We start from the raw sequence: 24461 nt of genomic DNA on the forward strand, positions 1-24461 counted from the left end.
AACTACTCTTTTATAGAACCGAGCAGCACGCCTTTTATAAAAAACTTCTGCGCAAATGGGTACATAATTACCATCGGAATCGACGAGATAACCATCGCCGCCAGCTGAAGGGTTCGGGCTGTAACGGTTCCCGCACCTTGAGCTCTGGAGTAGAGTGCTTCGACAGCGGCATTGTTGGCGCCCGCGACAGTAGCCATCTGTTCAATCGCATTCGAAGACTGAATGAGCTTTAAGATCAAATATTGCAGCGTCTGCAAATCGGCGGATTGGGTGAAATACAGCGTCGCTCCGTAATCGTTCCATACGCCGACTGCGGTAAACACCGAAAGTGCAGCCAAAACCGGCTTCGATAACGGGATAACAATTCGGAAGAATATCGTATACTCATTCGCTCCATCCATTTTGGCCGATTCGAACAGAGCTTCGGGAATCGCCTTGAAATTCGCATTGAAAATAATGACGTTCCAAAATCCGCCAAAAAGGGCAGGGATGATGTATACCCAGTAGGTATCATACAAACCGAGCCAATTCAACAGCATAAACGAAGGAATCAGCCCGCCGCTAAAGTACATGCTCGTAAAGCCTATGATCACATACCATTTTTTTCCCTTTAAATAAGTACGGGAAAAGGCGTAAGTAAACATCGCCGTATACAGAATAGAGATAACCGTTACAATCACCGTCCGCGAACCGCTAACCCATGCAGCCTTAAGCATCCCCGGGTCCGACATAACCGTCGCCCAGCTCGCCCATGTAAATTCCCTTGGCCAAGCAAATATAGGTCCGCGCACAAGATTGTCGCCTGTATTCAAAGAATTGACGACAGAAAACCAAAACGGATATATCGTCACGATCATGATAGCGATCATGATGACGACATTCGTCACATTAAATATACGTTCTCTCCAGCTCCTGCCTCCGACCATTCCGGACGCCTCCTAAAAGTTATTCTCGCTGCTTCCCTAAATCATCTTCTCTGCAAGCGAAAAACTCGCTTCGGAAGCATACGCTTAAAACAAACCTGATTTTGTAAGCTTCTTGGATAGATAGTTGGCTCCAAGCAGCAGCGCAAGCGCAAACACCGATTTCATTAAACCGATCGCCGTAGCCGAAGCGAACTGGAACTGCCCAAGACCCGTTCGATACACGTAAGTATCAATAACTTGACTGGTCGGCAAGTTCAAAGAGTTTTGCAGGACGTAAATCTGCGAAAAATTATTGTTCAGCATGCCGCTTATTGCGAATATGACCAGAATCATAACCGTAGGCAAAATGCCGGGCAGCGTGATGTGCAGCATTCGTTTCAAACGGCTCGCACCGTCGATAGCGGCAGCCTCATATAAAGACTGGTCGATGCCTGCCATGGCGGCCAAATACAAGATGGCGCCCCAGCCTATTTCTTTCAATAAATTGGTTCCGATGGCGATGCCCCAGAAATATTTTGGCTCGCCCAGAAACAGAATAGCCTCATCGATCAGGCCCAGTTTCAGGAGTAAAAAATTTACGATGCCGCCATCCGGATTGAGCAGCGTGATGAACAACCCGCCAAAGATAACCCATGAAAGAAAATGCGGCAGGTACGTGACGGTCTGTACAAACGATTTAAACTTGGCATTCTGGATCTCGTTTAACAATAGCGCGAAGATCAGGGTTACCGGGATCCCGACCAGCGACCCAAGGAGATTAATGCCTAGCGTATTTCTCACCATGGGCCAAAACTCAAAGTGCCGGAAAATCATCATAAAGTTCTCGAAATGGTTCCATTGACTCGTAAAGATCCCTTTAAACCCAGAGATGGGATCGTAAGCCTTGAATGCCATCAACAGCCCGGACATCGGGATAAAGTCGAATATGACTATCATAATAATTGCTGGCCAAAGCATCGTCATGAGCTCCAACTGGGTTCGAAGATCGTGCCCGAGCCTGAACGTTTTTTTTCTTTTGATATTTGCTGTCGGGATGCCTCCCTGGGTGGCGCCTTTTGCCATCATTCGTCCCTCCCTTGAAAAACAATGATAATGCCAAAGTGCAGCAAGGAATGCACATGCACTTTGGCACTATTTATCACTCAAATCATACGGTTAAGAATTAATGCCTTTAACCATTACGCCCATTTCCTGCGACTTCTTCTGGAGTTCTGCGTCCAGCTCCGCATTAAGCTCGTCGATCTTCAATTTCTTCATCGTGGCGATAAACTCGTCATAAAGCTTGTTGAATTCTGCCTCATCCTTCGCGAGTACCATCTTGGCAACCTGAGCTTCATAAAATTGCTGGATTTGATCTCTTGTGTTTGCATTTTCGCTTCCCGGTGCATAGAAATCGCCAGGCAATGTCGTTACGGAAAGATCATATCTAACGACTTCCGGCGATCTGGCGTAAGCGGTCTTCGCCTCCATTTCAATCAAACCGCCGGTGCCTTCCCTCTTGGTAGGAGCAGGCTGCACGTTTTCAAGGAATGCCATGTTGGTAAATTGCCAGAATATATCCACTGCCGTTTTGCTGCTGTCTGTTAGATCCTGGATTCCTTTTTCCGTTCTTGTAATGAGACCTTTGTCGTCTTTCGTGTAATGAACGCCTTCGATGCCGAAGGAAGAGAGAGTCATCCCTTCGGGACTGGTCATAAAGCTGAGCCATTTAGCCAATTTTTCCGGTTCTTTCGTCGACTTGGAAATCATCGTTTGCATCCAGCCGCGGCCCGGTTCAGACCAGAACGGGAAAACCGGTTTTGTGCCTTCGCTCGACAAGATCGTGCCTGGCGATACCCAGAAATCAAGCTGATCAAATTTGCCTCTGGGCGTACCTCCGATAAACATGAACACACGCTTGGACAACAGGTTCGATTCGATTGCCACATCATCCGTTGTCATCTGGCCGGGATCAAAGTACCCGCCTTGGGCAGCCTTAAACAGGAATTGAATGGCATGCTTGTTTTCCGGAGACATGTAGATATGTCTAAATTTACCGTCCTTATCAATCGGCATGGCGCCAAAAGATCTTTGAAGGAATTGGAGCGTTTCGCCATGGTAGTTTTTACCATGAATTTGAAGCGGAATAACTGGCTGGCCGTCAACCTGCATGCCCTTTACCTTCTCGAGAGCGGCGAGCACGCCTTCCTCGGTTTTCAGTGAGGAAAGCTCAATGCCCGCCTCTTTCAATAGATTCGAGTTGACAATTACGCCTTTGTTTTCAGAATACTTCGCTACATCTGCAAAGTAGTCGCTTGACGGAGGATATACCTCTCTCGCGTCATCGCTGACCATGTGACTTCCAATCGCGTACCAGCCGCCATAATGCTTGACCATTTGCTCCTTCACATCTGCTGGAAAATCTTTGAGCAAATGGGATTCCGGATCGTATTTCTTGAGAAATTCTTCCAGCTCCCAAACCTTGCCGGCATCAACCAGCTTCTTGCCCATATCCGGGCCTATGGTAGTGATGACATCCGGGAAAGCGTCAGACGTTGAAACCATCATCAGATTCAATTTCGTATCGCCGTCTTGCGCCGGAATGTTATAGCTGAAGGTAAGCCCTGTCTTTTTCGTCAATTCGCCCATAACGGTACCTTCGTCAGTGTTCCATTGAGGCGGGTTCCAACCTCCTACTGTAGCGAACCAATTCAAATCAACCGGTGCCGCAGACGCGTCCGGCGTAGCAGACGATCCGGAATTCGTCGAATTCGTCGGCTCGCTGCCGCTTCCCGATTTGTTGGCGCTGCAGCCTGACAACGCAATCGTTGCGGCCAACGCCAGAATTATAAACCCTTTCATTTTCATATTAATCATCCCCCTGCATATATTGTTTACTGCTTCTTTAGCATAACGGCATACGTACAGACAGCCTATGTTTCCACTTTACTCTTTTTGTGCTTTTCGATAGTTTTGGACAAGGCTACAATTTACGGAATTTACCCGGTGTTATTCCGAAATACTTTTTGAAAATTTTGTTGAAATGAAAATAATCCCGGTACCCTACCCGCTCCACGATCTCTTGAATGGATAACGAAGTATCCTGCAGCAATTCTTTAGCCAGATTCAGCCTTTTGTTCATCACGTACTCCATATACGTTTTTCCCGTTTCCTTCTTCATAAGAGCGCTCACATATCCGACGGTGATATTGAACTTCTTTGACAAATCAATGAGCATAATATCTTCCGTAAAGTTGGCATCGATATATTCGATGATTTTCTTTACTATCTCATTGGAAATGTGCAGCTCATCGCCGGTTTGCTGCCGGAAAACGACCTTCAGCTTTCCGAACAACTCCTCGACCGAGCGGTACTGGCGAAACAATTGATCGTAGTTCATATATTCGATTTCATAATCTGCGTCGGTACTGCTGTAATATTTGTAAGAGAGCAAAACGATTTGATTGTACAGCGCGCATAATTGGTCGATCTGCATGGACCGCTCCTTGCATTCGATGCTTAGCTCATCCAGCAATCTGTTCACTTGCTCCGGCTTTTGCTCCTTTACGGCCACTTCGATTTGCAGGATCGTACCCATCAAGACAGAGGTATGATCAGCTTGTTTATATTCGAGGATTCGGCTTTCAGGCCGGGTGAAGAAACTGCAAAGGGCAATATCCGATTCCTGATAGAGCTTGGCTATAGGCGTAGAATAGACCCCGATTCCGCTGATGCCGATACACCGGGCGTCGGACAAATGATCTGAAATAAAATCGAGTAAACTGGCCGGATTCTTTAATTCGTCATAATTGATCAGGAAGGAAACTTTATTCTGTCCCGTACGAAACCGCAAATAACGGATCCCGGAGATCGCCGGCTGCGTCTCGCCCGCATCGGGAAACGATGAATGCTGGTACAGACAGCCAATGAACCGGAAGTGCGGATATTCGCAATCAATTCCCCGGCTGGACAAAAAGTTATGCAGCTTAATATTCTCATCGAACTCGAATATTTCGAAAAGATCATCCAGCAGCAGTTCCAGTCCTTTTTGCACTTTTTGCTTCTCCTCGAGCGTCGCTTTCAACCGTTCCAAAGCGTCCGTCAGCTTGTCCTTATTTACCTGCTTGAGCAAGTAATCGAAGGCTCCGAACCGCAGCGCTTTCTGGGCATACTCAAACTCCGAATACCCGCTGATCAGGATCACGTTGCTCCTCAAATCGTGGAAACGGATTTGCTCCAGAAGCTCAATCCCGTTCAAACCGGGCATGCGGATATCCGAAATGACGACATCCGGCTTCTTCTCCAGAATGATCTCCAGAGCCGACAGTCCGTTGTGCGCCTCTCCGATAACGATAAAGCCGAGCCTTTCCCACTCGATCATTTCTCTTATCCTATACACAACCCAGGGTTCATCGTCTGCGATCAATACCGTAAACATGTTATTCAACCTCCAATGGTTCCGCATGGTCTTGTAAGGGGAAAGTAATTATAACGGTAGTTCCGGTTCCGCGTTTGCTATAGAAGGACATGCCGGCCTTGTCTCCGTATAAAAGCTTGATTCTCCGGTTAATATTGGATAAACCGATTCCTTTCATTGCTTCCCTTGCCATCCAGCCTTGGCTTTCAAACTGCCTAAGCCGGGCGACCAACTCTTTCAATTGGGTTTCTTCCATCCCGTATCCGTTATCCTGTACGATGTATTGAACCTGGTTCTGCTCCGTCATCTTCACTTCCACTCGAACGACGCCGCTGTCGATCTTCATCTCCAATCCGTGAAACACGGCATTTTCCACCATCGGCTGAAGAAGCATTTTAATTGTTTTCTGCTTCAACAAACGTTCATCCGCATCGACGACGACCCGGATTTTCCCCATGAAGCGGTATTCGATGATTTTCGCGTATTCCTTTATGTGTGTTATTTCATCCTGAATCGTGCTGAAATCGCCTCCTTTGACCGAATACCTGAACATATTGGATAAGGAGGCGGAGATATCGTCTATATCCTGAGCCTTGTAAAGGATGGCCATAGCGCTTATACATTCCAACGTATTGTACAAGAAATGGGGGTTAATCTGATTGCGGAAGGCCGAAATTTCCATCTGATTTTTCAAAATTTCGATTTCGTACTTTTGCTTGCTTAAGCTGTCGATCTCGTCCAGCATTTTATTCAGGTTGGTAGCGAGTACGCCGATTTCGTTATGATAGACCACTGGAAAGCGGCTTTCTCCCCCCGTCTTAGGATAGGACTTCATAAAATCCATCAGCGCTTTTATCGGTCGTAAGATACGGGTGAAAAAAATGATCAGGAAGAGACCGAGCAAACAAAACATGACCGCATAAGTCGTTATGTTCAGCCTTTGCACGATATTCAATTCCTGCAGCAGCTCGTTCTTCGGTATGACGCTGATCAACTCCCACCCGGTCCGGTACAGCGTACTCGTCTGCATGATATATCGGTTGTCGTTCTTCAACTCCTCAAATTGAAACGTATCGATGTTGGGCGTATTTCCTTCGCTGGCCATAATCTCTTTGTTTTGATCAAGGAGGAATAGCCGGGAATGTGGTGTCATTTTCGCGTTCTTCAATATATTGCGGAAATTGCCGACGTCCATGACAAATACGCTTGTTCCCTTGTAATCTCTGGCAGGTGTGTTTTTCAAATTATAAATCGGAACGGAAATCGAATAGTACGGGATTATTTCCCCCGTATCCGGATCCTTCAATAAACCGGAATATTCGATCTTTGGATCCGGCAGTTTGACGGATTCGCCTGTTCCCAGACCTAGGCTGGCTACAATCGTCCCTGCCCGGTTGTAAAGCTGGATGCCCCGAATATTCTCTTTCAATGTGGTGGTATTGGAGAACACCGATATGACCTCGTGGTTCATGAGAATCCTGGACAAATAGTCATCCGAGTCCAAGTAAGTTTGCACCGTCGGACTATACAGCATCGAAACCGAAATTCTCTCCATGTCCGCATAAAAGCTCTCCATATTTTCTTCAACTTGATTCAATAATTTTGCGGCAGAGTCCGTTACCTTGCTCTCGACAATACGTTTGGCAATCGAGTTCGAGATGACGAATGAGATCAGGAGGATGATCAGCATCATCAAAATCAAATAAAGGATTTGCCTGGTAAGGCTGAGGTTACGAAAGTGTCCCATCATGCTTATCAATTCCTCTTAACCTGATCTTGCACGTAGCCATCGATCAGAGCCTGCTTCTCCGCATCCTTCAGATCCGGCGCCAACATTGAATTGCGAGCGCTTTCATAATTGGAACTGCCGAAACCAAGCTTGTCCAAATAACCGTCAAACTGCTCATTCATGATTTTTCTCCTCCATACTTCATAAGATCCCTAGTTACATGCCGGGTTCCTATGCAAGGAACCCGGCAACTATAACTTGGCAGCAATTTTTACTTGCTGTTGTCAATCGCCTTTTGAATATTCTCTAAATACAGGTCAAGCTTCAGACTGTTAAGTCCCGAGACATACGCATCCCAATCTGAGTGGCAATCCGTAAATATTACCGTCCGGCGCCATAAATGGATTTCCCTCAAACGTTCGCTAACACGTAACGCTTTCCGCTTTCTACATGGAACCCAATCCATCCATTCGCATCTTGAACATATTGAACCTCTTCGCCGTCCTGCGTAATCCTGACATTCCGCTTGGCAAGAACTTGGCAAGTCTGCGTTATGGAAGCTTCTATTTCCGCCTTTGATAGCGCGCCGTTGTTCCATTCCAAATCGACTTCATAGCCCCCTCGGCCCCGCAATCCTCTGACAAACCCGTCTCTCCAGGAATCAGGCAACGCCGGCAGGAGTTCCAAGTATCCCTGATGGGATTGCAGCAGCATCTCTGCGATTCCCGCTGTAGCTGCGAAGTTGCCGTCGATCTGGAATGGAGGATGCGCACCGAACAGATTGGCATATACGCCGCCTCTGTGAGCATTCATCGGTTCGTCACCCTTAACGAGTGTCAACATATTCGAGACTAAATGCTCTGCACGGTTGCCGTCTTTGAATCTTGCCCATAAGCCGACTTTCCAGCCAAGGCTCCATCCTGTCCCCCCGTCTCCTCTAATTTCAAGCGATTTTTTCGCCGCTTGGAACAGATCGGGAGCAGACCGCTCAGTAATGAGCCGTCCCGGATAAACCCCGACAAGATGAGAGACGTGACGATGCTCGGCATCTTCCTCCTCGAAGTCTTGGGACCATTCCTGCAATCGACCGTGCTTCCCGATTTGGAGGGGCAGCAGCTTTTGCTTTTTCTCCGCAAGCGTCTTGGCAAAATCCTCATCGATCCCAAGCAGCTCCGCAGACTTCATGCAGTTGTCGAATAATTCGCCGATCAGAGACAGATCCATGGTCGCGGCCGCGCTTACGGCTTGGCGCTTATCGCCAACCCGGAATTTCAGCTCGGGAGAGGTGGAGGGCGATGTAATGAGATGACCGCCTTTGTCTTCAATGAGCCAATCCAGACAGAATAACGCAGCTTCCTTCATGATGGGGTATGCCTTATCCCGTAAAAACCCTTCATCCCCGCTGAACGCGTAATGCTCCCATAGATGCTGAGTCAGCCATACGCCGCCCATCGGCCAGAACGCCCAAACAGGGTCTCCATCCCCGAAATCGCCTACCGGCGCCGTTTGTCCCCACAAATCCGAATTATGGTGGGCAACCCATCCCCGTGCGCCATAGTTCGTTTCCGCCGTCTTCTTGCCGTTAACGGCCAGTCTGCCGATGAAATCGATCAGCGGCTCGTGCAGCTCCGCCATATTGCAAGTTTCCGCAGGCCAATAATTCATTTCCGCGTTAATATTCAGCGTATAGTTGCTGCTCCATGGCGCCCGCGTCTCCTCGTTCCATATGCCTTGAAGATTGGCCGGACTGGTTCCCGGGCGCGAGCTGGCAATCATCAGGTATCGGCCATAATGGAACAAAAGCTCCACCAGACCTGGATCGCTGCTGCCGTATTCGGCAATGCGCCGATCCGTAGCCATATCTGCGGGAGCCTTGCTTTCGCCCAGATGCAGGGCAACTCTGCCGAACAGCTCGCCATGATCGTCCACATGACGGTTTCGAATATCCGTATATTCCTTCTCGCATATAGCCTGAATCGCTGCTGCGGTTAATTGTCCCGGATCGCGTTCCAAGTTGCTCGCGCCGAGCCCTAAGTCAAAGCTTGTCGCCGCGCTGAAGTACAAGGTTGCGACAGTAGCCCCGATGACATGCAAGCCGTCCGCATCAACCCGCATCGTTCCGCCTTCATGCATGGCCGCCAGGCGTCCATGGAATTTCAGGCCTCTAGAAGTATTGGAATCGCCGTAACGCACGGGAACTTCCGCATCGCGGTAATTGGGCTCGACGTGCTCCGGCGCTGCGCCGGAAATCGTAAAGTGATCGCCATCCGCTTTCGATGTATATCGGAGCGGACTGTCCAGCTTGGCCCGAAAGCTAAGGAAGCCCTCCTTGCCCGCCGTTAATCGCACGACAATCGCCTGATCGGGATGCGTCGCGAATATTTCACGGGTAAATGGAACACCGCCGACGTTATAGGCAACCGTCGCAATGCCGGTAGAGAGATCAAGCTTTCGGTTATACCCCCGGCGGCTTAGCTGTCCGTGATCCATCACAATGTGCAAATCGCCGAAAGGCAAATAAGATTGCGTATAAGGTCCCATCATTTCCTTGCAAAGCCGATCCGCTTCTTCGTACTTCTCTTGCGCGATAAGCTCCCGCACTTTCGGCAGCGCCGCTTTCGCTCCCGGATTATTCCAATCCCCGGGGTAACCTGACCATAGCGTATCTTCATTTAAAGCGATCCGTTCTTTCTCGATACCCCCGAAGACCATCGCGCCAAGCCTGCCGTTTCCGACAGGAAGCGCTTCTACCCAATAGACAGCTGGGGAATGAAACTGAATATGCATATGGATTCCATGTCCTCCCTTTTTACTATGAATGCACTTCTATCAATCTTCCGCTCCAAGATTCAACTCAAACTCCTTGTCGCGGTCACAGATCAGCACACCGTCCACAACTTCCAGCTTGGCAACCTGAATGGACGAACGGCGCATTTCATATCCCGAATCTTCGTTATTCCCATTAACACGGCCAGGATGAGTGAAATAAAAGATATATCCCTCTTTCCCTTGTACGACCACATCTGCGTGAAGGCCGATCGTCCCGTCATCCTCACGTTTGCCGGGCTGGTCGAGAATGATGCCGTTTCGTTCCCAGGTCATAAGATCATCGGAACGGAAAACACCTTGTCCTCTCCATTCGTCTATGATAAGCCAATAATATCCTTTTAAGTGAAACACATTCGGTCCTTCGTGGTTTCTTTCGGTTAACACCGGACCAATCGGCTGCCAATCATACAGATCCTTGCTCTCGGCAGCGTAGGTATGATTCCGCTCCTTAAACCACATTCGAAACTTGCCGTTCGGCAGTTGGTACACACAGGCATCGATCACGTTCTCCTCACTGATTCCAAGCGTGGACTGGAACTCCCAACGAATAAGGTCGGGGCTGGTATAATGCCTGATACGAGCCTTTCCCGTCCAATCTTCCGGTACGCCGCGGACGTAAGTGACATACATATGGTACTGCCCGTCATGCCAAATGATTTCTGGCGCCCAGAACGTATTTCTGCCCCATTCTGTTTCAAGACCTTCCAGGGTTCCCCGGTATAACCAGGTTGATCCGCCATCCGATGAAGAAGCAACACCGAGATCGGTACCATGCACCCATCCGAATTTCGGCCCCTCCTGCGTTGCACGGCGGTTCGTATAGATCATCCACCATTCCTTGGCTTGCCGATTCCAAATAACTACAGGATCTGCCGCACCGTCATAGATGGGATCCCTAAACAATGGCGATTTCATTCATTCTCCACTCCTCGCGACCTCATAACAGAATTGGTCTACATCGATATAACCCTGTTCACTTTCGCAGTTATAGCTGTATAACCCGATCCGGTCTCCCCTGTAATTCCCCCACCCTAGCTGATAAGCGTCCCCAAAGCTTATGAAATGCACCCCATCGACGCTGTATTGGAATCGGTTGATTCCGTCAATGTCCCACACAGACCTTAACCAAAGGGCGCTGACTGTCAATTGCGGCCCCCATACAGTCGTTCCCGAATGGTTAAACTTCAGAACCCTTGTCCCATTCAGTTGTTTTACGCCGATCGTGCAATAGGTTTGCGCAAAATGGCAAAGCCCCGCTTCTTGTCCGGCCGCCATGCCTCCGATCTCTATCTTTGCGGTTGCCGCATTGTGAACGGTTCTAAACGCTCTTTGTGAAATGACGTTGCAGACGGTAAAAAAATTATCCTTATCGATGGGTTGGCTTGCGTAAAGACGCAAATAGCCGGGCCGTTCCGCTAACGACCATTTGTCGGCGTTCGGCTGATGGTTCCATTCCCAATACGGCTCGAGCACCGCTCGGTCAAAATCGTCATTTGCGGCAAGAACCGCCGCGGGATGTCCGTTGATGGGCTTCCTGCCTCCCCATACCATCTCTCCGATTCCGTCTCCGTCCGTATCGTTGCCGATGATCGGCCATCCGTCAATCCACGTTACGGGTAGCAAGTGAAGCGTTCTCCCTTCGTAATACCCGCCCGTTCCTTGATGACTAATGAAGTACCACTCCCCGGAAACCGTCTGGACAAGTCCGCCTTGATTAGGCTCTCGGTCTACATCCATGCCGTGCGTATGGATAATTTCCTTTTCCTCATAGGGCCCATAAATATGTTCTGCCCTTAACATCATGACGACTCGGACTTCAACGCCTTCCTCAAGGCGAACCTCGCTATGGAAAAAGTAGTAGGTTCCGTTTATTTTGTATATCTTATTGGCTTCGCTCCCTTTGTACTGATGGATAATCTTATCGCTGTCATGCAATAGCTCTTTGCCGTCTTCACTAAGTTTAATTAAATGGATATTGTAGTTATCGGCAAAATTAGTGGCAACCAAGTAGCCTTGTCCGTCATCGTCCCAGAACGGACAGCAGTCGTCCCAGCCGGTAACCTCCCAAACCTGATGAAGCGGCTCCCAAGGTCCCGCAGGATCGGAAGCCGTGCTCATAAACAATCCTTCATCGGGCGTGAAAAAATATACCCAGAATTTATCCTTATGGAATCGGATGGCCCCCGCCCAGACTCCTCTGCCGTAACGATTCATGCTATCGTAATTGTATTCCGGGCCGATGCTTGTCAAATCATTCACAACATGTCCGATCATGCTCCAATTCACAAGATCCTTGGAATGCAGCACCGCCATCCCCGGAGAGCAATGCAAGGTAGAGGAGATACCGTAATAATCATCCCCGACTCGAATGACATCCGGATCGCTATAATCGCCGGGCAAGACAGGATTGACATAGGTACCGTCCCCCTGATCTCCCCACGATCCCTTCTGCGATAATAGATAGGAATTAACCTCCATAACACCGTAATCCTTTCCATTCTAAATTTAGCTTTTTAACAAGATGATCATGCATGACGGAAAGCCCGGAACATGGCTTGCATGTTCCGGACTTCCTCTGGTTCATTCACTGACGCTACAATCTACTCTTTCATCACAGCCGATACTTCCTGATCGGTTAAAGCAATGTTATAGATGCGGAAGTCGTTCACCCGTCCGTCGAGATACGGATTGTTGGAGACTACCATACTTACTTGCTATTGTCATCAATCGCCTTCTGAGTTTTACTTAATGCCTCTCTTGGCTGCCTCTTCGTTAACTTCTTTGATCGCCTCCGGAACGCCTTTGGCGTCGTATCCCTTAACGATTTCTTTCCACTGGGCGATCGGATCTCCTTTGCCCAAAACGACTTTAACGATGTCATCCATAATATTTGGGTCCAGAGCCGCAAACTTGATTTTCGCCGGAGTCGAAATCGCATTGAATTCAAAGTTGACAGGCATCGTCGAATCTTCTTGTTTGAATCGATTCCAGGTATCAATTTGCAGCTTCATCAGTCCGGCAGCTTCAGGGTCGGAGCTCACCACTTTTTTGCCTTTGTACAGGAGGGGATCCCATGCGGCAAGCCAAACTAGTTTGGACGTGACCGGATATTTGTCGGCAAGCGTTTCATCTTGTTTGAGCAGGGAAACGTATTGTCCATTTTCCACTTTATAATCGACATTCTCGATTCCATTAATACCCAGGACTCTGTATTCATCAGACAGCATGTAATCCATTACTTGAAGCGCCCGTTTGAATTTTTCATCGCTGAGCGTACCTGGGAAAAACGTATTGGACCAGTATGGAGCACCTGCCATCGTATAGCGTTTGCCGTCAGCTGCAGGCCAAATGTTCATATAACCGATTGCTTTGGAAGCGCTGACGCCTGGATTCGCTTTCTTGAATGTGGCTAATTGATCGTCTGTCACGCCTTCCAGGCCGTAAAGAGCAAAGCTTTGGCCGGACAAGAACTTGTTCGTGCCATCGGCGTCTTTCTGAATCGCAAAGTCCTTGTCAAGAACACCATCCGTATACAATGTACGAAGCTGCTGGATTCCGGTATGGGCTCTCTCCGACGTAAAGGCCGGAATCCACTTGCCGTTTTCTTGAGTCCAGTTACTGCTGAACACCATTTCAGGGAAGCTTCCCAGGAATTGCGTTAACAGGTAACCTTTCGAGTTAATTGTCAAGCCGGCGATTCCAGGGTGCTGCTTCATGACGGCTTTGGTCATAGCCAGGAATTCCTCAAAGCTTTGCGGCTCCTTTGTAAATCCGGCTTGCTCCGCCCAATCCTTCCGATAACGGATTGGTCTGCCTAATCTGGCGTCGCCGATTTCCTCGCTACCAAAACGCGGAATCGAATAAAATTTCCCATCCACCTTGAGCGGCTTCACAGACTCATCGGACATAAATTTTTGCAAATTCGGATATGGGCTCAAATCGTCAGGGAGCGGCTTGAGAACGCCTTGCTTGGCCCAGGTTTGGTACAACCCCATATCAATCTCGTTGGCGAACATATCGGGAAGCTGCTTGGACGCGGCCCATACTTTTGCCTTCTCCTGCCAGTCGTTCCAGGTAATCTGAACCGGTTTGATCGTGATGTTGAATTTCTTGGTCAAATCGTTGTAAACGGTATCATTCTTTGCATTTGGAGCGTCAAAGCCCGCCTGGATGTCCCATACGGCAACGCTCAGCTCTATTGGCTCGCTCGCTTGGCCCGGGGATGTATTTGGAGACTTTTCCTCCCCTTTTCCGCAGCCAGTTAACACTGTCCCTACAGCAAGAAGCAGCGCCACCCCAACCTTTACTCTTTGTTTAAACTTCATCCTGCAAACCCTCCTTTATGTTTTTGAAACCTGAATATATATAACAACGGCCGAAGCCATTACTATCATTCCTTCACGGAACCGATCATGATTCCCGCATTAAAATATTTCTGTATGAAGGGATAAATCATCAGGATCGGAACGGCGGAGACGATGATCATCGCCGACTTTACCGATTCGCTATACACGTTTCGAGTTTGTGCGGCAAACTGTGCGCCCATCGAATTATTCATGACCTGACTCAGATTAGTGATAGCATCCCTTAGCACAAGCTGCATCGGGTGCAGGTTGGTATCGTTAATAAACAGCATCGGCAGCCACCATTCATTCCATCGGTCAACCGCATAAAACAAGGACATGGTCGCCATAATAGGCAGAGAAACAGGTACAATAATACGAATGAGTATTGTCAAATCGTTAGCCCCGTCGATTTTTGCTGATTCCTCAAGAGAAGGATTGACGGACCCGAAGAAGTTTCTCATTAGGATCAAGTTAAATGCGTTTACAGCCACAGGCAAAATCATGACAAGCAAATTATTCTGCAGGTGAAGTCCCTGAACCGTCAAATAAAAGGGAATAAGGCCGCCTGAAAAAAACATCGTCAAGATGATGCCAGTAAAGATGATATTGCGCCCGGGCATCGAGCTCTTGGATAACGCATAAGCTCCTGCCGTCGTGACCGCCAGACTGACCAATGTGCCCGATACGGTCACGATAACCGATATCAACAAGCCATTGACGACCTTCCCTTGATGAAAGATATACTGATATGAAGAAAAATCAATTGATCGAGGCCAAATCATAACCCCCCCTGCCCTCATGTCCGATATGGTGGACAAGGATTGAACAAGAGTTTGATAAAACGGGAATGCAGTCGCAATCGCGCCGAGCCCCAAGACGAGGGTGATGAGTGCATTAGATACCGAAAACCGCTTCAATAGAGGCCCTCCTCCTTAAAAACACGTTTAACAACAAAGTTTGCCCCAAACAGAAGCAGGCAGTTAATGGCCGATTTCAGCAAACCGACCGTTGTCGAGTAGCCGAACCCCGTAGAATCCACGAATGCGCTGCGGTATACGAACGTATCGAGGATATCGGCACGTTCATAAACGGCAGGGTTATATAAATTGAAGATTTGGTCGAATCCGCCGTTCATAATGCCGCCGACTGCCAATATAAGCATAATCGCGGCCGTATTGCGAAGCACCGGCCATGTAATGGCTTTCATTTGCTGGTAACGGTTAGCCCCGTCAATGGACGCCGCCTCGTAAAGCTCGGGGTTGATGCCTGCGATTGCCGCCAAATAAATAATGGATGACCAGCCTGCTTCTTTCCAAATATTCGACGTGAAAAGCAAGCCCAGAAAACTCCCGTTGTGTAACAGTATCGAATTTTTCTCGAATCCGAACAGCACCAGAATTTGATTGAGCACACCCTGATCGTTCAGAATATTCGTGATGATTCCGCTTAACACGACCCAGCTGATGAAATGCGGAAACGTAAATACGGTTTGAAAGATCCGCTTTAGTCTTCCGAATCTCATTTCATTCAATAGGATCGCGAGCAGAATCGGAATCGGGAATTCAATAATCAAACGCCCGAAGCTGATGAACAAGGTGTTATTAAACGCATGCTTGAAGTTCGGATCGCTCAACACATCACGAAAGTTTTGAAAGTTGTTCCAGGGACTATCCATAATCCCCAGCATGTAATTGAAATCCTTAAAAGCAAGGACCACGCCGTACATAGGCACGTACGCGAAGATCAGAAAAAACAACACGACTGGCAATATCATCAAATAGAAGTACTTATGCTTGACGACTTCTTGCCACTTGCGACGGTTGGCTCCCAACCCCGACTGCCTCCCGTACTTGATATGACTTGCAGAATTTTGCATTCTCCCTCTCGCCTCCAAATCTTCTCTATGAGGAAATTATAAAGCAAGCGCTTTCTTAAAGGTATGTCGCTAGATTAGAGGTTTTTTTTTGTATTCTAAAAAAATTCCATGTCGAATATGACATGAAATTGTCGAGAAAACTAACTCAAGAACAAGTTTTCGATAAGGAGTACAAAAAAAAGGACCCCTTGTCAAAAAGGAGCCGGATTGGAGTTATTCTGATTTTGATCGTAGCGATACCCTCTTGGCGGAACGCCCAATATTTTTTTGAACATTTTACTGAAATAAAAATAATCCTTATACCCTACCTGATCCGCGATCTCATTGATCGGGATGGAGGTCGTCCGGAGCAGCTCCGAAGCGCGGTTCATTCGTAGACCGGTCAAGTATTCGGTAAAGGTTTTATCCAGTTCTTTACGGAACAATTGCGAGATGTAATTCGGATTTAAGTTAAATTGTTTGCTTAAGCCCAGTATTGTAATGTCCTCGCCGAAGTGCTCGTTGATGTATTCCAGCATGACAGAGAATGTACTGCCGCGTCCAGGATGCATGAAAACCGGATGATGATGGTTCTGATCCTTCTCCTCTTCGAACAATCGCTTTAAATCATCGATCATATCCCGAACATCTTCAAACTGCTCTGCCAATTGTTCAAAGGAATAGAGATACAACTCGTTCGATCCCATTCCCTTTCGGCTTAACTGCAAAATGCAATCGTTATACAACAACAGGGCATGCCGGATATTCAGATGGCCGCTCCGAAACATGACCTGCAAAGAATCAAGCTGCGCAATAAACGCTAGGTCATCTCCTTCTGCCAGCATGCCAAATGCCGACTTCATGTCATTCGATTGCCACGACCCTTCCCATGCGAGAGATTCGGCCAACGTGAAGTATTGATAAGCCTGTAGCTCTGCATCCTGAATGGCCTGCGCAAATCCCGCCGTATCGATACCCTGTTTGCTGAAACCGATTCCTTTCAAGAACGGATGGCCTTCAGAAGCAAAGGTGGCCATTAATTGATCCGCATCTCTGTCAGCCATCACGTAAATAAACTTGCGATAACCGATGCGTACCGTAAGGCATGGTACTTTTTCATGAATCGTCAGCCTGTCCCTTCTAACGGAAAGCATGATACGCAAGCCGTCTTCTTCGGAGCCGGCAATGCCGGCCAACGCCAACTCATGCCGCAATCGATTGTGCGCTTCCGGCGTACCGGCCTCGATCATATCAAGTATTTCCCCCTCAGGCAGCAATTGAGAGGCATCCAATTCCCGCTTGAGCTTCCTGAGATACCCCGTGATTTCCATTTCGTCAAAGGGTTTAAGGCAATACCCGGATATGCCGTTCTGGATTGCTTTTTGAGCGAGAGCGAATTCCGCCAGTCCGCTCACAATGATAAACTTGGCGGTAACACCGGCGTCGTCCAACCGTTTCTTAAGCTCCAGCCCGTTCATTCCGGGCATCCGGATATCGGAGAAAATCAAGTCCGGACGTATTCGTTTGACCGCTTCCACAGCTTCTTCACCGCTTAATGCATAGCCCGCAACTTCATAGCCGCTGCCCTTCCAGTCCACCGTCGCTTTAAGGCTTTTGATAACCAGCTCCTCGTCGTCCACAAGAAAGACCTTATACATTACCCTTCCCTCCTGACAGGAATTGTAATCGAGACCGACGTTCCGCCTTCGAGCTCGCTCGTTATCCCGATTCCGTAGGCTTCTCCGAAACTGATGCGGATGCGGTCATGCACGTTTGCAAGTCCAATGCCGTATTCGGAATAAGCGTCAAGGCTATCGGCTGCCGATTGGCGGCGTTCAATCGAAGCGTTAATCTCCGCTAACTTGACCGGACTTATTCCCGCACCGTTATCTTCGACGAATAGCAGCAGGTTCTCCCCGTCCCTATAACCTTTGATCCTGAGCACACCGGTTCGCTCAAGCGGCTCGATGCCATGCTTGATGGCATTCTCCACGATGGGCTGCAGAATCATCTTAGGGACTAGACAGTCGAGGCAATCCGAGCGTATGTCGTATTCCACTTGCAGCCGTTTGCCGAATCGGATTTGATGAATGAAGATATAGTTTTTTACAATAATCAATTCCTTATCCAACGAAACCATATCGGGTCCCTTGATACTGTAACGGAAAAACAATGAAAGTGCTGTTGTCAGTTCAAATATTTGCGAGGATCCCTCATCCGCGGCAAGCCCTTTGATCGACTCCAGCGTATTGTATAAGAAGTGCGGGTTGATTTGACTTTGCAGAAAGCTGAGCTCCGCTCTCCGCTTGATCAATTCCGTTTCATAGAGGACACGCTTGCTCTCTAGCAAATGGTCCGTCAAATCCTCAATTTCTGCGAGCATTTCATTAAATCGCGAAGCCATGATAATCATTTCCGCATAACCGTCCACTTCGACTCGTTTGCTGAGATTTTTTTTCTCTCCGAGAGTGACTTCCCCCATCAGCCTCATTAACTTCTTCAACGGCTGCAGAATGTTGTTGCTCACGTACAGAAGCGGTATGATCATCAGAACGAGTGCGACCGCGACCATGATAAGCTGCTCTTGACGGATCTTGTTAAGACCTTGAAGGAGCACTTTATTTGGCATTTTAATGATAATTTCACCATCCAAATCCGGAATGGCTACCCTCTGAATCATATATTCATGTTTTTCGTCCAACAATGCATCTTCAGGAATAGGCTCTCCCAATTTGCTTAAATCGTCATTTGTATAAAAGAGCCTTTCGTGACGGTCCGTCATGTAAACGAAAGCTCCTTCGGGTAATTGGACAGGGTTGCCGTCGCCGAATAACGATCGATTATTGATGACCAGCAGTATAGTGCCAAGTTCATTTTTGCCGGCCTCAAAATCAGTTGTAGAGTAGATAGTGGCTCCTACCGCTAATACCGGTGTTGTCATATAAGACAAATCAATCATTTTAAATCCCAAAAAATAATACAAGTTATTTCGCGGAATCTCCCTGGAAATGGCTGCGAGTTGATCCGTATTGGCCCGAAGATTGTAGACGGCGCCGTTTTTGTCAATCAATGCAATATCCAGAATCCCCTCTTTCATCCCCATCATATCCGACAAATAACCTTTCCACTGGTTGAACAATTCAAACTTTTGGGCCGGATCAGAAGCACTTAAAAATTTTTGTACGGTTTCGTTGTAAGCAATCGTTTCGATACTTCTTTTATAATCATTGCTATTCGAAGAAATGGATTGATTCAGCTGTGAAATTATTCCTTTGACATATTCGCTGTTATTCCTCTTTACAACATTGATGGCACTGAAATAATTCGCCGCCATGATCAATAGCATAACCGAAACAATGAATAAACCTAGGATAGATAACTGAAGCATGATGGGAAGTTTCTTAAGATAGGTCAGTTTCATATAACTTTTCCTTCTTTAATCGTTATTTTGGCATGATTCATTTTCTCAAATTCATTGACTTATTGAAAGAGTGAAAGCCTCGTGTAAAACTACGTTGAACTATTATCCCCTCGATCAACCACGAAAATTATCGGAAATGCCGTTACCAAAGTAAACAGCCGGGCAAAGAATTTCTCCGCCCGACCGTTTAAGCCTGAAACTTATTCATTCCAAAGTTTCACTCGGTCCTTCACCAGCTTAGTAAATTCTTCGTTCAGCTTGCCGACGCCCGCTTTCTCCAAATCCTTCATGAAGGCGTCCCATATGGCATCGAATTGTTCCGGCTTAGCCATAATCGCTTGGGGAATGCGCTTCTTCATAATGTCTTCGCACTTTTGGAAGAGGACGTTCGCTTCGGAGCCGGTCTCTATGTTGATGTTCCATGCCGCGCCCCACGGTCGAACCGGGAATTCTGCCTCGGACGGCCATAGATCCATGTAGCTCTTGATATTGTAAGCAGCCAATGTCTCTCTGTCCGCTTGTGTGTATTCCTTCTCGATTTGTTCCGGGAAGACCGTTGTGTAGTAGTTGCCCGTTGGGTCCTTCACGCCATTGCCGTAGCTCGGTCCCAGTCGGTACATATCTATGCCTGTCGTTTTTCTAAAGTTAAGGGTGTCATTGACCTTCATAGCAAGAATGTCGTCCGGGATGACGCGTTTGCCGTTCTCCACCTTGTAATGCTTGCCTTCAATCCCCCAATTGACCAGCACTTGTCCTTCATCGGACGCAAGAAAGTCCAGAAACTTGATGATGCGAACCGGGTACTTGGCGCTCTTCGTGATCGAGATGCCGGTACCCGCCAAATAACCGGTGTCCTGAAAGTCAAGTCTCTTGTAGGATTCATTCAACGTAACCGGGAAGTGGGCATACGTTTGATCATACTTGCCTTCCTTCTTCAATACGGCTACTTCACCGGCAAAGTCCCAATCCGCATCAATGAGTCCCAGAACGCGGCCGCTGGCGACTTTGGCCCTGTACTGACCATACTTCTGCACGAAACTCTCCGGGTCCAGCAAGCCATTGTCGTGCATATGGTTCAGCCATCTGAAATATTCCTTCTCTTCGTGGCGCAGGTAATGGAACTTCGCCTCATAGGTTTCCGGATCGATGTAAAATTCGCCTTCATCGGGTGCGCCTGTCGTGGCGACGGCCGGGTTGGTGGTTGTAATCAAAATCTGCCATTCCCCTGCATTTTGGGACAAGGGGATGATCGGTTTACCGTCGGCTGTGGTCTTGTGCTTATCATAATAAGCGCTGAGAGCATTCTCGTAATCCTTCACCGTCTTGATCTGCGGATAGCCAAGCTCCTTCAATACGGCGTGCTGCAGTTGGAATCCGCCGATTGGCTTGAAGTACTGTTGATCTACCCCGGCTGTCGGCAAAACATAAATGCCATGGTCGTCATTGCTCCAGCGCAAACGCTTCATGTAAGCGCTATACAGCTTCTTGATGTTCGGAGCATGCTCCTCAATGAGCGGCGCCAAATCGATCAATGCCCCTGCGTCCTTCAGCTTGCTCACGCTTCCTTTGGCCGCAACCAAATCCGGATACTCGTTGCTTGCCACCATCAAGGCGAATATATCTCCGTCGTTGCCGCCTGCCGGGAACTGCGCCTTGATAGAGATGCCGGTTTTTTGCGTAATGAGTTTGCCGACTTCGCTCTGCATATCGTCCCAATACGGATTGTTGTCCCCTGCAACGAAAGTGATCGTCATGGGTGTAAGCTCTTCCTTCGGCCGTTCGGCAGAATTGCCGGAGCTTTCGCAGCCGGCAGCTACAAGAAGCGCGCCGATCATCAGAATGCTTGCCGCTTTTGTTTTGCTGAATTTCATGAAATGCTGCCTCTCTTTTGTGTAGTTTCCCCAGACCTGCCAAATTTAGCTTTTGACCGCTCCTAATGTAACGCCTTTCACAAAGTACCTCTGCAAGAAAGGGTATAGCAGAAGGATCGGCACGGTGACGACAATCGTGATCGCCATCTGGATGGATTCCGGCGACACGGTCGACAAGGACTGCTGTTTGTTCGGGTCATAGACGCTGTCGCCGCTGTCCGTCGTGAGCAGAACCTTGCGGAGCTCGTATTGCAAGGTTGTATACTCCGGCCTTTGACCGTTATACAAATAAGTATCGAACCAAGAGTTCCAATGGTTTACAGCGATGAACAGCGCGATGGTAGCCAGCACGGGCTGGCACAAGGGCAATATGACTCTCCAAAAGATGATCCATTCATTCGCCCCGTCGATCTTCGCTGATTCCTGCAAGGCATCTGGCAGACCGTTAATGTATGAACGGACGATGAGCACGTTCCATACGCTCAGGATGCCAGGAATAATGTAAACCGAGAACGTGCCTATCAGATGCAAATTCCGAATCAGCATATAGACGGGAATCAAGCCGCCGGAGATATACAAGGTCATCACGAAGATGGCGGAGAACAGCCGACTCGCTTGAAACTCCGTCCTGCTCATGACGTAAGCGACCATGGAGGCGGACAGGACGCCAATCACCGTACCCAAGAGCGTTTGGATGATCGAGTTGCGGAACCCGGTCAACAGGCCCTCATATTGAAAGATCGTTTCGTAATTTCGTGTAGTGAACTCCCTCGGCCATATATGGATACCGCCTTTGACGGTATCCGCGGAATCGTTGAAGGAAATGTCCAACACGTTGATGAACGGATATAAGGTTGCAAGCCCGATCAGGATCATAATGGCATATAGGGATATGTCGAATAGTCGGTCAAATCGTTTTTTCTGCATTAGTCCCTGAATCGGGATTCCTCCTCTTCGTTCCCTCACTTTCCTTTATCTTAATGCGCCCGGCCTTTCACAAAACCCGTTAGATTCATCTAAAAATCATATGAGAAAACCTCTACCCTCGGCCTTTCGAAGATGTTCGACCGCGCTTAAAGGCAGGTTTTATCGCCAATAAGAATTTGTTCATCCAACAAGCTTGGAAACTTATAAATTCTTATGTGGTCAAAAAAAACGCTTCACTGTTTCCTAAAAAAAGTGAGTAGGACAATGATTCCTACTCACTAAACTCTATGATGTTTCCAACGAAAATGTTTTGGCCTTGGGCTGGGCTCCCTTGAACGAAGAAGGGGATACTCCGACATATTTCTTGAATTTGTAATGGAGATAGTCCACGTTGGGATACCCTACGCGCTCCGAGACCTCGTAAACCTTGTGACCTTCCCCGAGAAGCCGGATCGCTTGCTGAATACGGACCTTATCCAGGTAGGAATGGAACGAGTCGCCCGTATGCTGCTTGAACATTCTTCCAAAATACCCCCTGTTGTAATTGTACATCTCCGCTATTATTTCCAGCTTCAAATTTTCTTGGTAATGCCGCTGGATAAAATCCATCACTTGCTTGACCACATTCAGGCTGCCGCCCCCCCCCAGCCTTCCCGCCAGTTCGGCGAGCTGAGAATGAACAGAGCTCATGACCCCGTCGTAGTGGGAGTGCAGATAAAGTTCGGCAAGCAGAGGCGCATAGTCCTGGACATTGACGCTCTGATGGTGAACCGACAAATTGCTCAGCGCAACGGACAGCACTTGGACCAGGCCCGATTTGATAGCGGTTTCGGAAGAATCGAAGGCAATAAGTGCCCTTCCCGTTTCCTCAAGGACCTCCGCCACCCCCTCTATTCTGCCGAGATCCAGCGTGTAGCATAGTTTAAGGGCCAGCGCCTCCAGATTCGGAGGAACATTCTTGTCCGGCGCCGACGCAAAATGGCTTAAGTCTGTTTCCGTCTCTATATGGATTTGTCTAGCGGCAAGCAGAAAGCGGCTTTTCAACACTCCCAGGGCGCCTTCATACGATTGGCGGACATCCGCCAGTTTATGGGCAATCCTTCCTGCAGCGGCAGTAAAGCTCGTATTCGTCCCGCAGGCGTCTTGAAGAAAGCGGGTCCATAGGCTAATGGCTGAAGGTCGGCTTAGATCCTCCTTCAACAGGAATCCGACATACGGGCCGGTCTGAAACCCGTATCCTAGACCCTCTGCCTTCGCGGCTTCCAGCCATCTTGTTTTGATTGACTCCAGATTCCCAAGTCCTGCAAGGGACAGATCCTCCGCCTCGACCAACATAATCTGCTTGTATTCCCCTGCAAAACCGGTTAACGGCTTCAGCGCGCCCTCCAGTTCCGAAGCGTCCGCCGGATCAGCTGCAATCAGCTTGAGGATTAGCTCCTCCCGCAGCGCGTCGGCTTGGGTTCCAGACAATCCGTGATCCGACAATCGGTCCAGACTGGATCTGATGCGCAGCAGTTCCGCCTTCAGTTCCTCTACATCGATCGGCTTGAGCACATAGCCGCTCACATTCATCTCGATGGCTTGCTTTGCATAGGCAAAGTCGGCGTATCCGCTCAGGATGAGAAATTGGCAATCCCCGTCCGTCTTGCGAATTTCGCGGATCGCTTGAAGACCGTCCATAACCGGCATCCGGATATCGATGACGATCAGATCGGGAGAAAGCTCCTTATGGCAGGCAACCGCTTTTTTTCCGTTTGAGACGTCCCCCACCACGCAGAAGCCTAGAGCATTCCAATCGACAATTTTCAGGAGTCCCTGCCGGATTGCCGGCTCGTCGTCGACTACCAGTACTTTATACATACAAATTCCCTCCCAACGGTATGGCAATTGTTACACGAGTACCAGATCCCGGCAGGCATTCCAGCTTCAGCCCGAATCCTTCGCCGTAAGTCAGAACAAGGCGCTGATGCACATTGCGAAGTCCTATCCGATGCTCCTCAGCATCTTCCAAATCCTGACATGCAAATTCGATTTCCCGCATTTTGTCTTCCGGTATGCCGCCCCCATTATCCTCCACCATAATCACTACCCGGTCCGACTTCACACGCGCATCGATGATTACGAGTCCTCCCTCTTCAACTTCCCCCAGCCCGTGCACCAC

General features: G+C 48.4%; 18 protein-coding genes. All 18 read right to left on the reverse strand.

From position 1 onward, the window contains the following. Positions 1 to 2: 2 nt before the first annotated feature. Positions 3 to 926, reverse strand: a complete 924-nt coding sequence (locus tag J2T14_RS30520; protein ID WP_307210684.1) for a carbohydrate ABC transporter permease — start codon at positions 924 to 926, stop codon at positions 3 to 5. Positions 927 to 1010: 84 nt separating this feature from the next. Beyond that, positions 1011 to 1991 carry an ABC transporter permease gene (locus J2T14_RS30525; protein WP_307476966.1) on the reverse strand — a complete coding sequence of 327 codons (981 nt, stop codon included), beginning with the start codon at positions 1989 to 1991 and terminating at the stop codon, positions 1011 to 1013. Between the two features lie 90 nt (positions 1992 to 2081). Then, a complete protein-coding gene (locus J2T14_RS30530) occupies positions 2082 to 3773 on the reverse strand; it encodes an extracellular solute-binding protein (RefSeq protein WP_307476968.1) in 1692 nt (563 codons plus the stop codon). Between the two features lie 115 nt (positions 3774 to 3888). Next, a complete protein-coding gene (locus J2T14_RS30535; RefSeq protein WP_307476970.1) occupies positions 3889 to 5343 on the reverse strand; it encodes a response regulator transcription factor in 1455 nt (484 codons plus the stop codon). A 1-nt stretch (position 5344) separates the two neighbouring features. After that, a complete protein-coding gene (locus tag J2T14_RS30540) occupies positions 5345 to 7072 on the reverse strand; it encodes a cache domain-containing sensor histidine kinase (RefSeq protein WP_307476973.1) in 1728 nt (575 codons plus the stop codon). Positions 7073 to 7077: 5 nt separating this feature from the next. After that, the gene (locus tag J2T14_RS30545) at positions 7078 to 7233 is read right to left on the reverse strand and encodes a hypothetical protein (RefSeq protein ID WP_307210697.1); all 156 of its coding nucleotides are present in this window, start codon (positions 7231 to 7233) and stop codon (positions 7078 to 7080) included. A 229-nt stretch (positions 7234 to 7462) separates the two neighbouring features. Further along, entirely contained in the window at positions 7463 to 9838 is a 2376-nt protein-coding gene (locus tag J2T14_RS30550; RefSeq protein ID WP_307476975.1) for a glycoside hydrolase family 95 protein, read from the reverse strand. A gap of 42 nt (positions 9839 to 9880) precedes the next feature. After that, on the reverse strand, positions 9881 to 10795 hold the full coding sequence (locus tag J2T14_RS30555; RefSeq protein ID WP_307476977.1) for a glycosyl hydrolase: 915 nt from the start codon (positions 10793 to 10795) through the stop codon (positions 9881 to 9883). Further along, positions 10796 to 12358, reverse strand: a complete 1563-nt coding sequence (locus tag J2T14_RS30560) for a glycoside hydrolase family 43 protein (protein WP_307476978.1) — start codon at positions 12356 to 12358, stop codon at positions 10796 to 10798. It abuts the gene before it with no gap. A gap of 263 nt (positions 12359 to 12621) precedes the next feature. After that, positions 12622 to 14205: an extracellular solute-binding protein gene (locus J2T14_RS30565; protein ID WP_307476980.1), complete on the reverse strand. Its 1584-nt coding sequence runs from the start codon at positions 14203 to 14205 to the stop codon at positions 12622 to 12624. A gap of 65 nt (positions 14206 to 14270) precedes the next feature. After that, positions 14271 to 15143, reverse strand: a complete 873-nt coding sequence (locus J2T14_RS30570) for a carbohydrate ABC transporter permease (RefSeq protein ID WP_307210557.1) — start codon at positions 15141 to 15143, stop codon at positions 14271 to 14273. Continuing rightward, positions 15140 to 16057: an ABC transporter permease gene (locus J2T14_RS30575; RefSeq protein ID WP_307476982.1), complete on the reverse strand. Its 918-nt coding sequence runs from the start codon at positions 16055 to 16057 to the stop codon at positions 15140 to 15142. Before J2T14_RS30575 ends, J2T14_RS30570 begins: the two co-directional genes overlap by 4 nt. Positions 16058 to 16293: 236 nt before the next feature. Then, positions 16294 to 17739, reverse strand: a complete 1446-nt coding sequence (locus J2T14_RS30580) for a response regulator transcription factor (protein WP_307476984.1) — start codon at positions 17737 to 17739, stop codon at positions 16294 to 16296. Next, positions 17739 to 19502 (reverse strand): sensor histidine kinase, encoded by a 1764-nt coding sequence (locus J2T14_RS30585; protein ID WP_307476986.1) that lies wholly within the window; start codon positions 19500 to 19502, stop codon positions 17739 to 17741. Before J2T14_RS30585 ends, J2T14_RS30580 begins: the two co-directional genes overlap by 1 nt. 200 nt (positions 19503 to 19702) lie before the next feature. Then, a complete protein-coding gene (locus J2T14_RS30590) occupies positions 19703 to 21373 on the reverse strand; it encodes an ABC transporter substrate-binding protein (RefSeq protein ID WP_307476988.1) in 1671 nt (556 codons plus the stop codon). A gap of 45 nt (positions 21374 to 21418) precedes the next feature. Continuing rightward, on the reverse strand, positions 21419 to 22300 hold the full coding sequence (locus J2T14_RS30595; RefSeq protein WP_307476990.1) for a carbohydrate ABC transporter permease: 882 nt from the start codon (positions 22298 to 22300) through the stop codon (positions 21419 to 21421). Positions 22301 to 22585: 285 nt separating this feature from the next. Further along, positions 22586 to 24160 (reverse strand): response regulator transcription factor, encoded by a 1575-nt coding sequence (locus J2T14_RS30600; protein WP_307476992.1) that lies wholly within the window; start codon positions 24158 to 24160, stop codon positions 22586 to 22588. Next, positions 24153 to 24461, reverse strand: a 309-nt coding sequence (locus J2T14_RS30605; protein WP_307476994.1) for a sensor histidine kinase, incomplete at its 5' end; no start/stop codon positions are given. The genes J2T14_RS30600 and J2T14_RS30605, both read right to left, overlap by 8 nt.

The organism is Paenibacillus harenae (assembly GCF_030812415.1).
GTDB classification, from domain to species: Bacteria; Bacillota; Bacilli; order Paenibacillales; family Paenibacillaceae; genus Pristimantibacillus; species Pristimantibacillus harenae_A.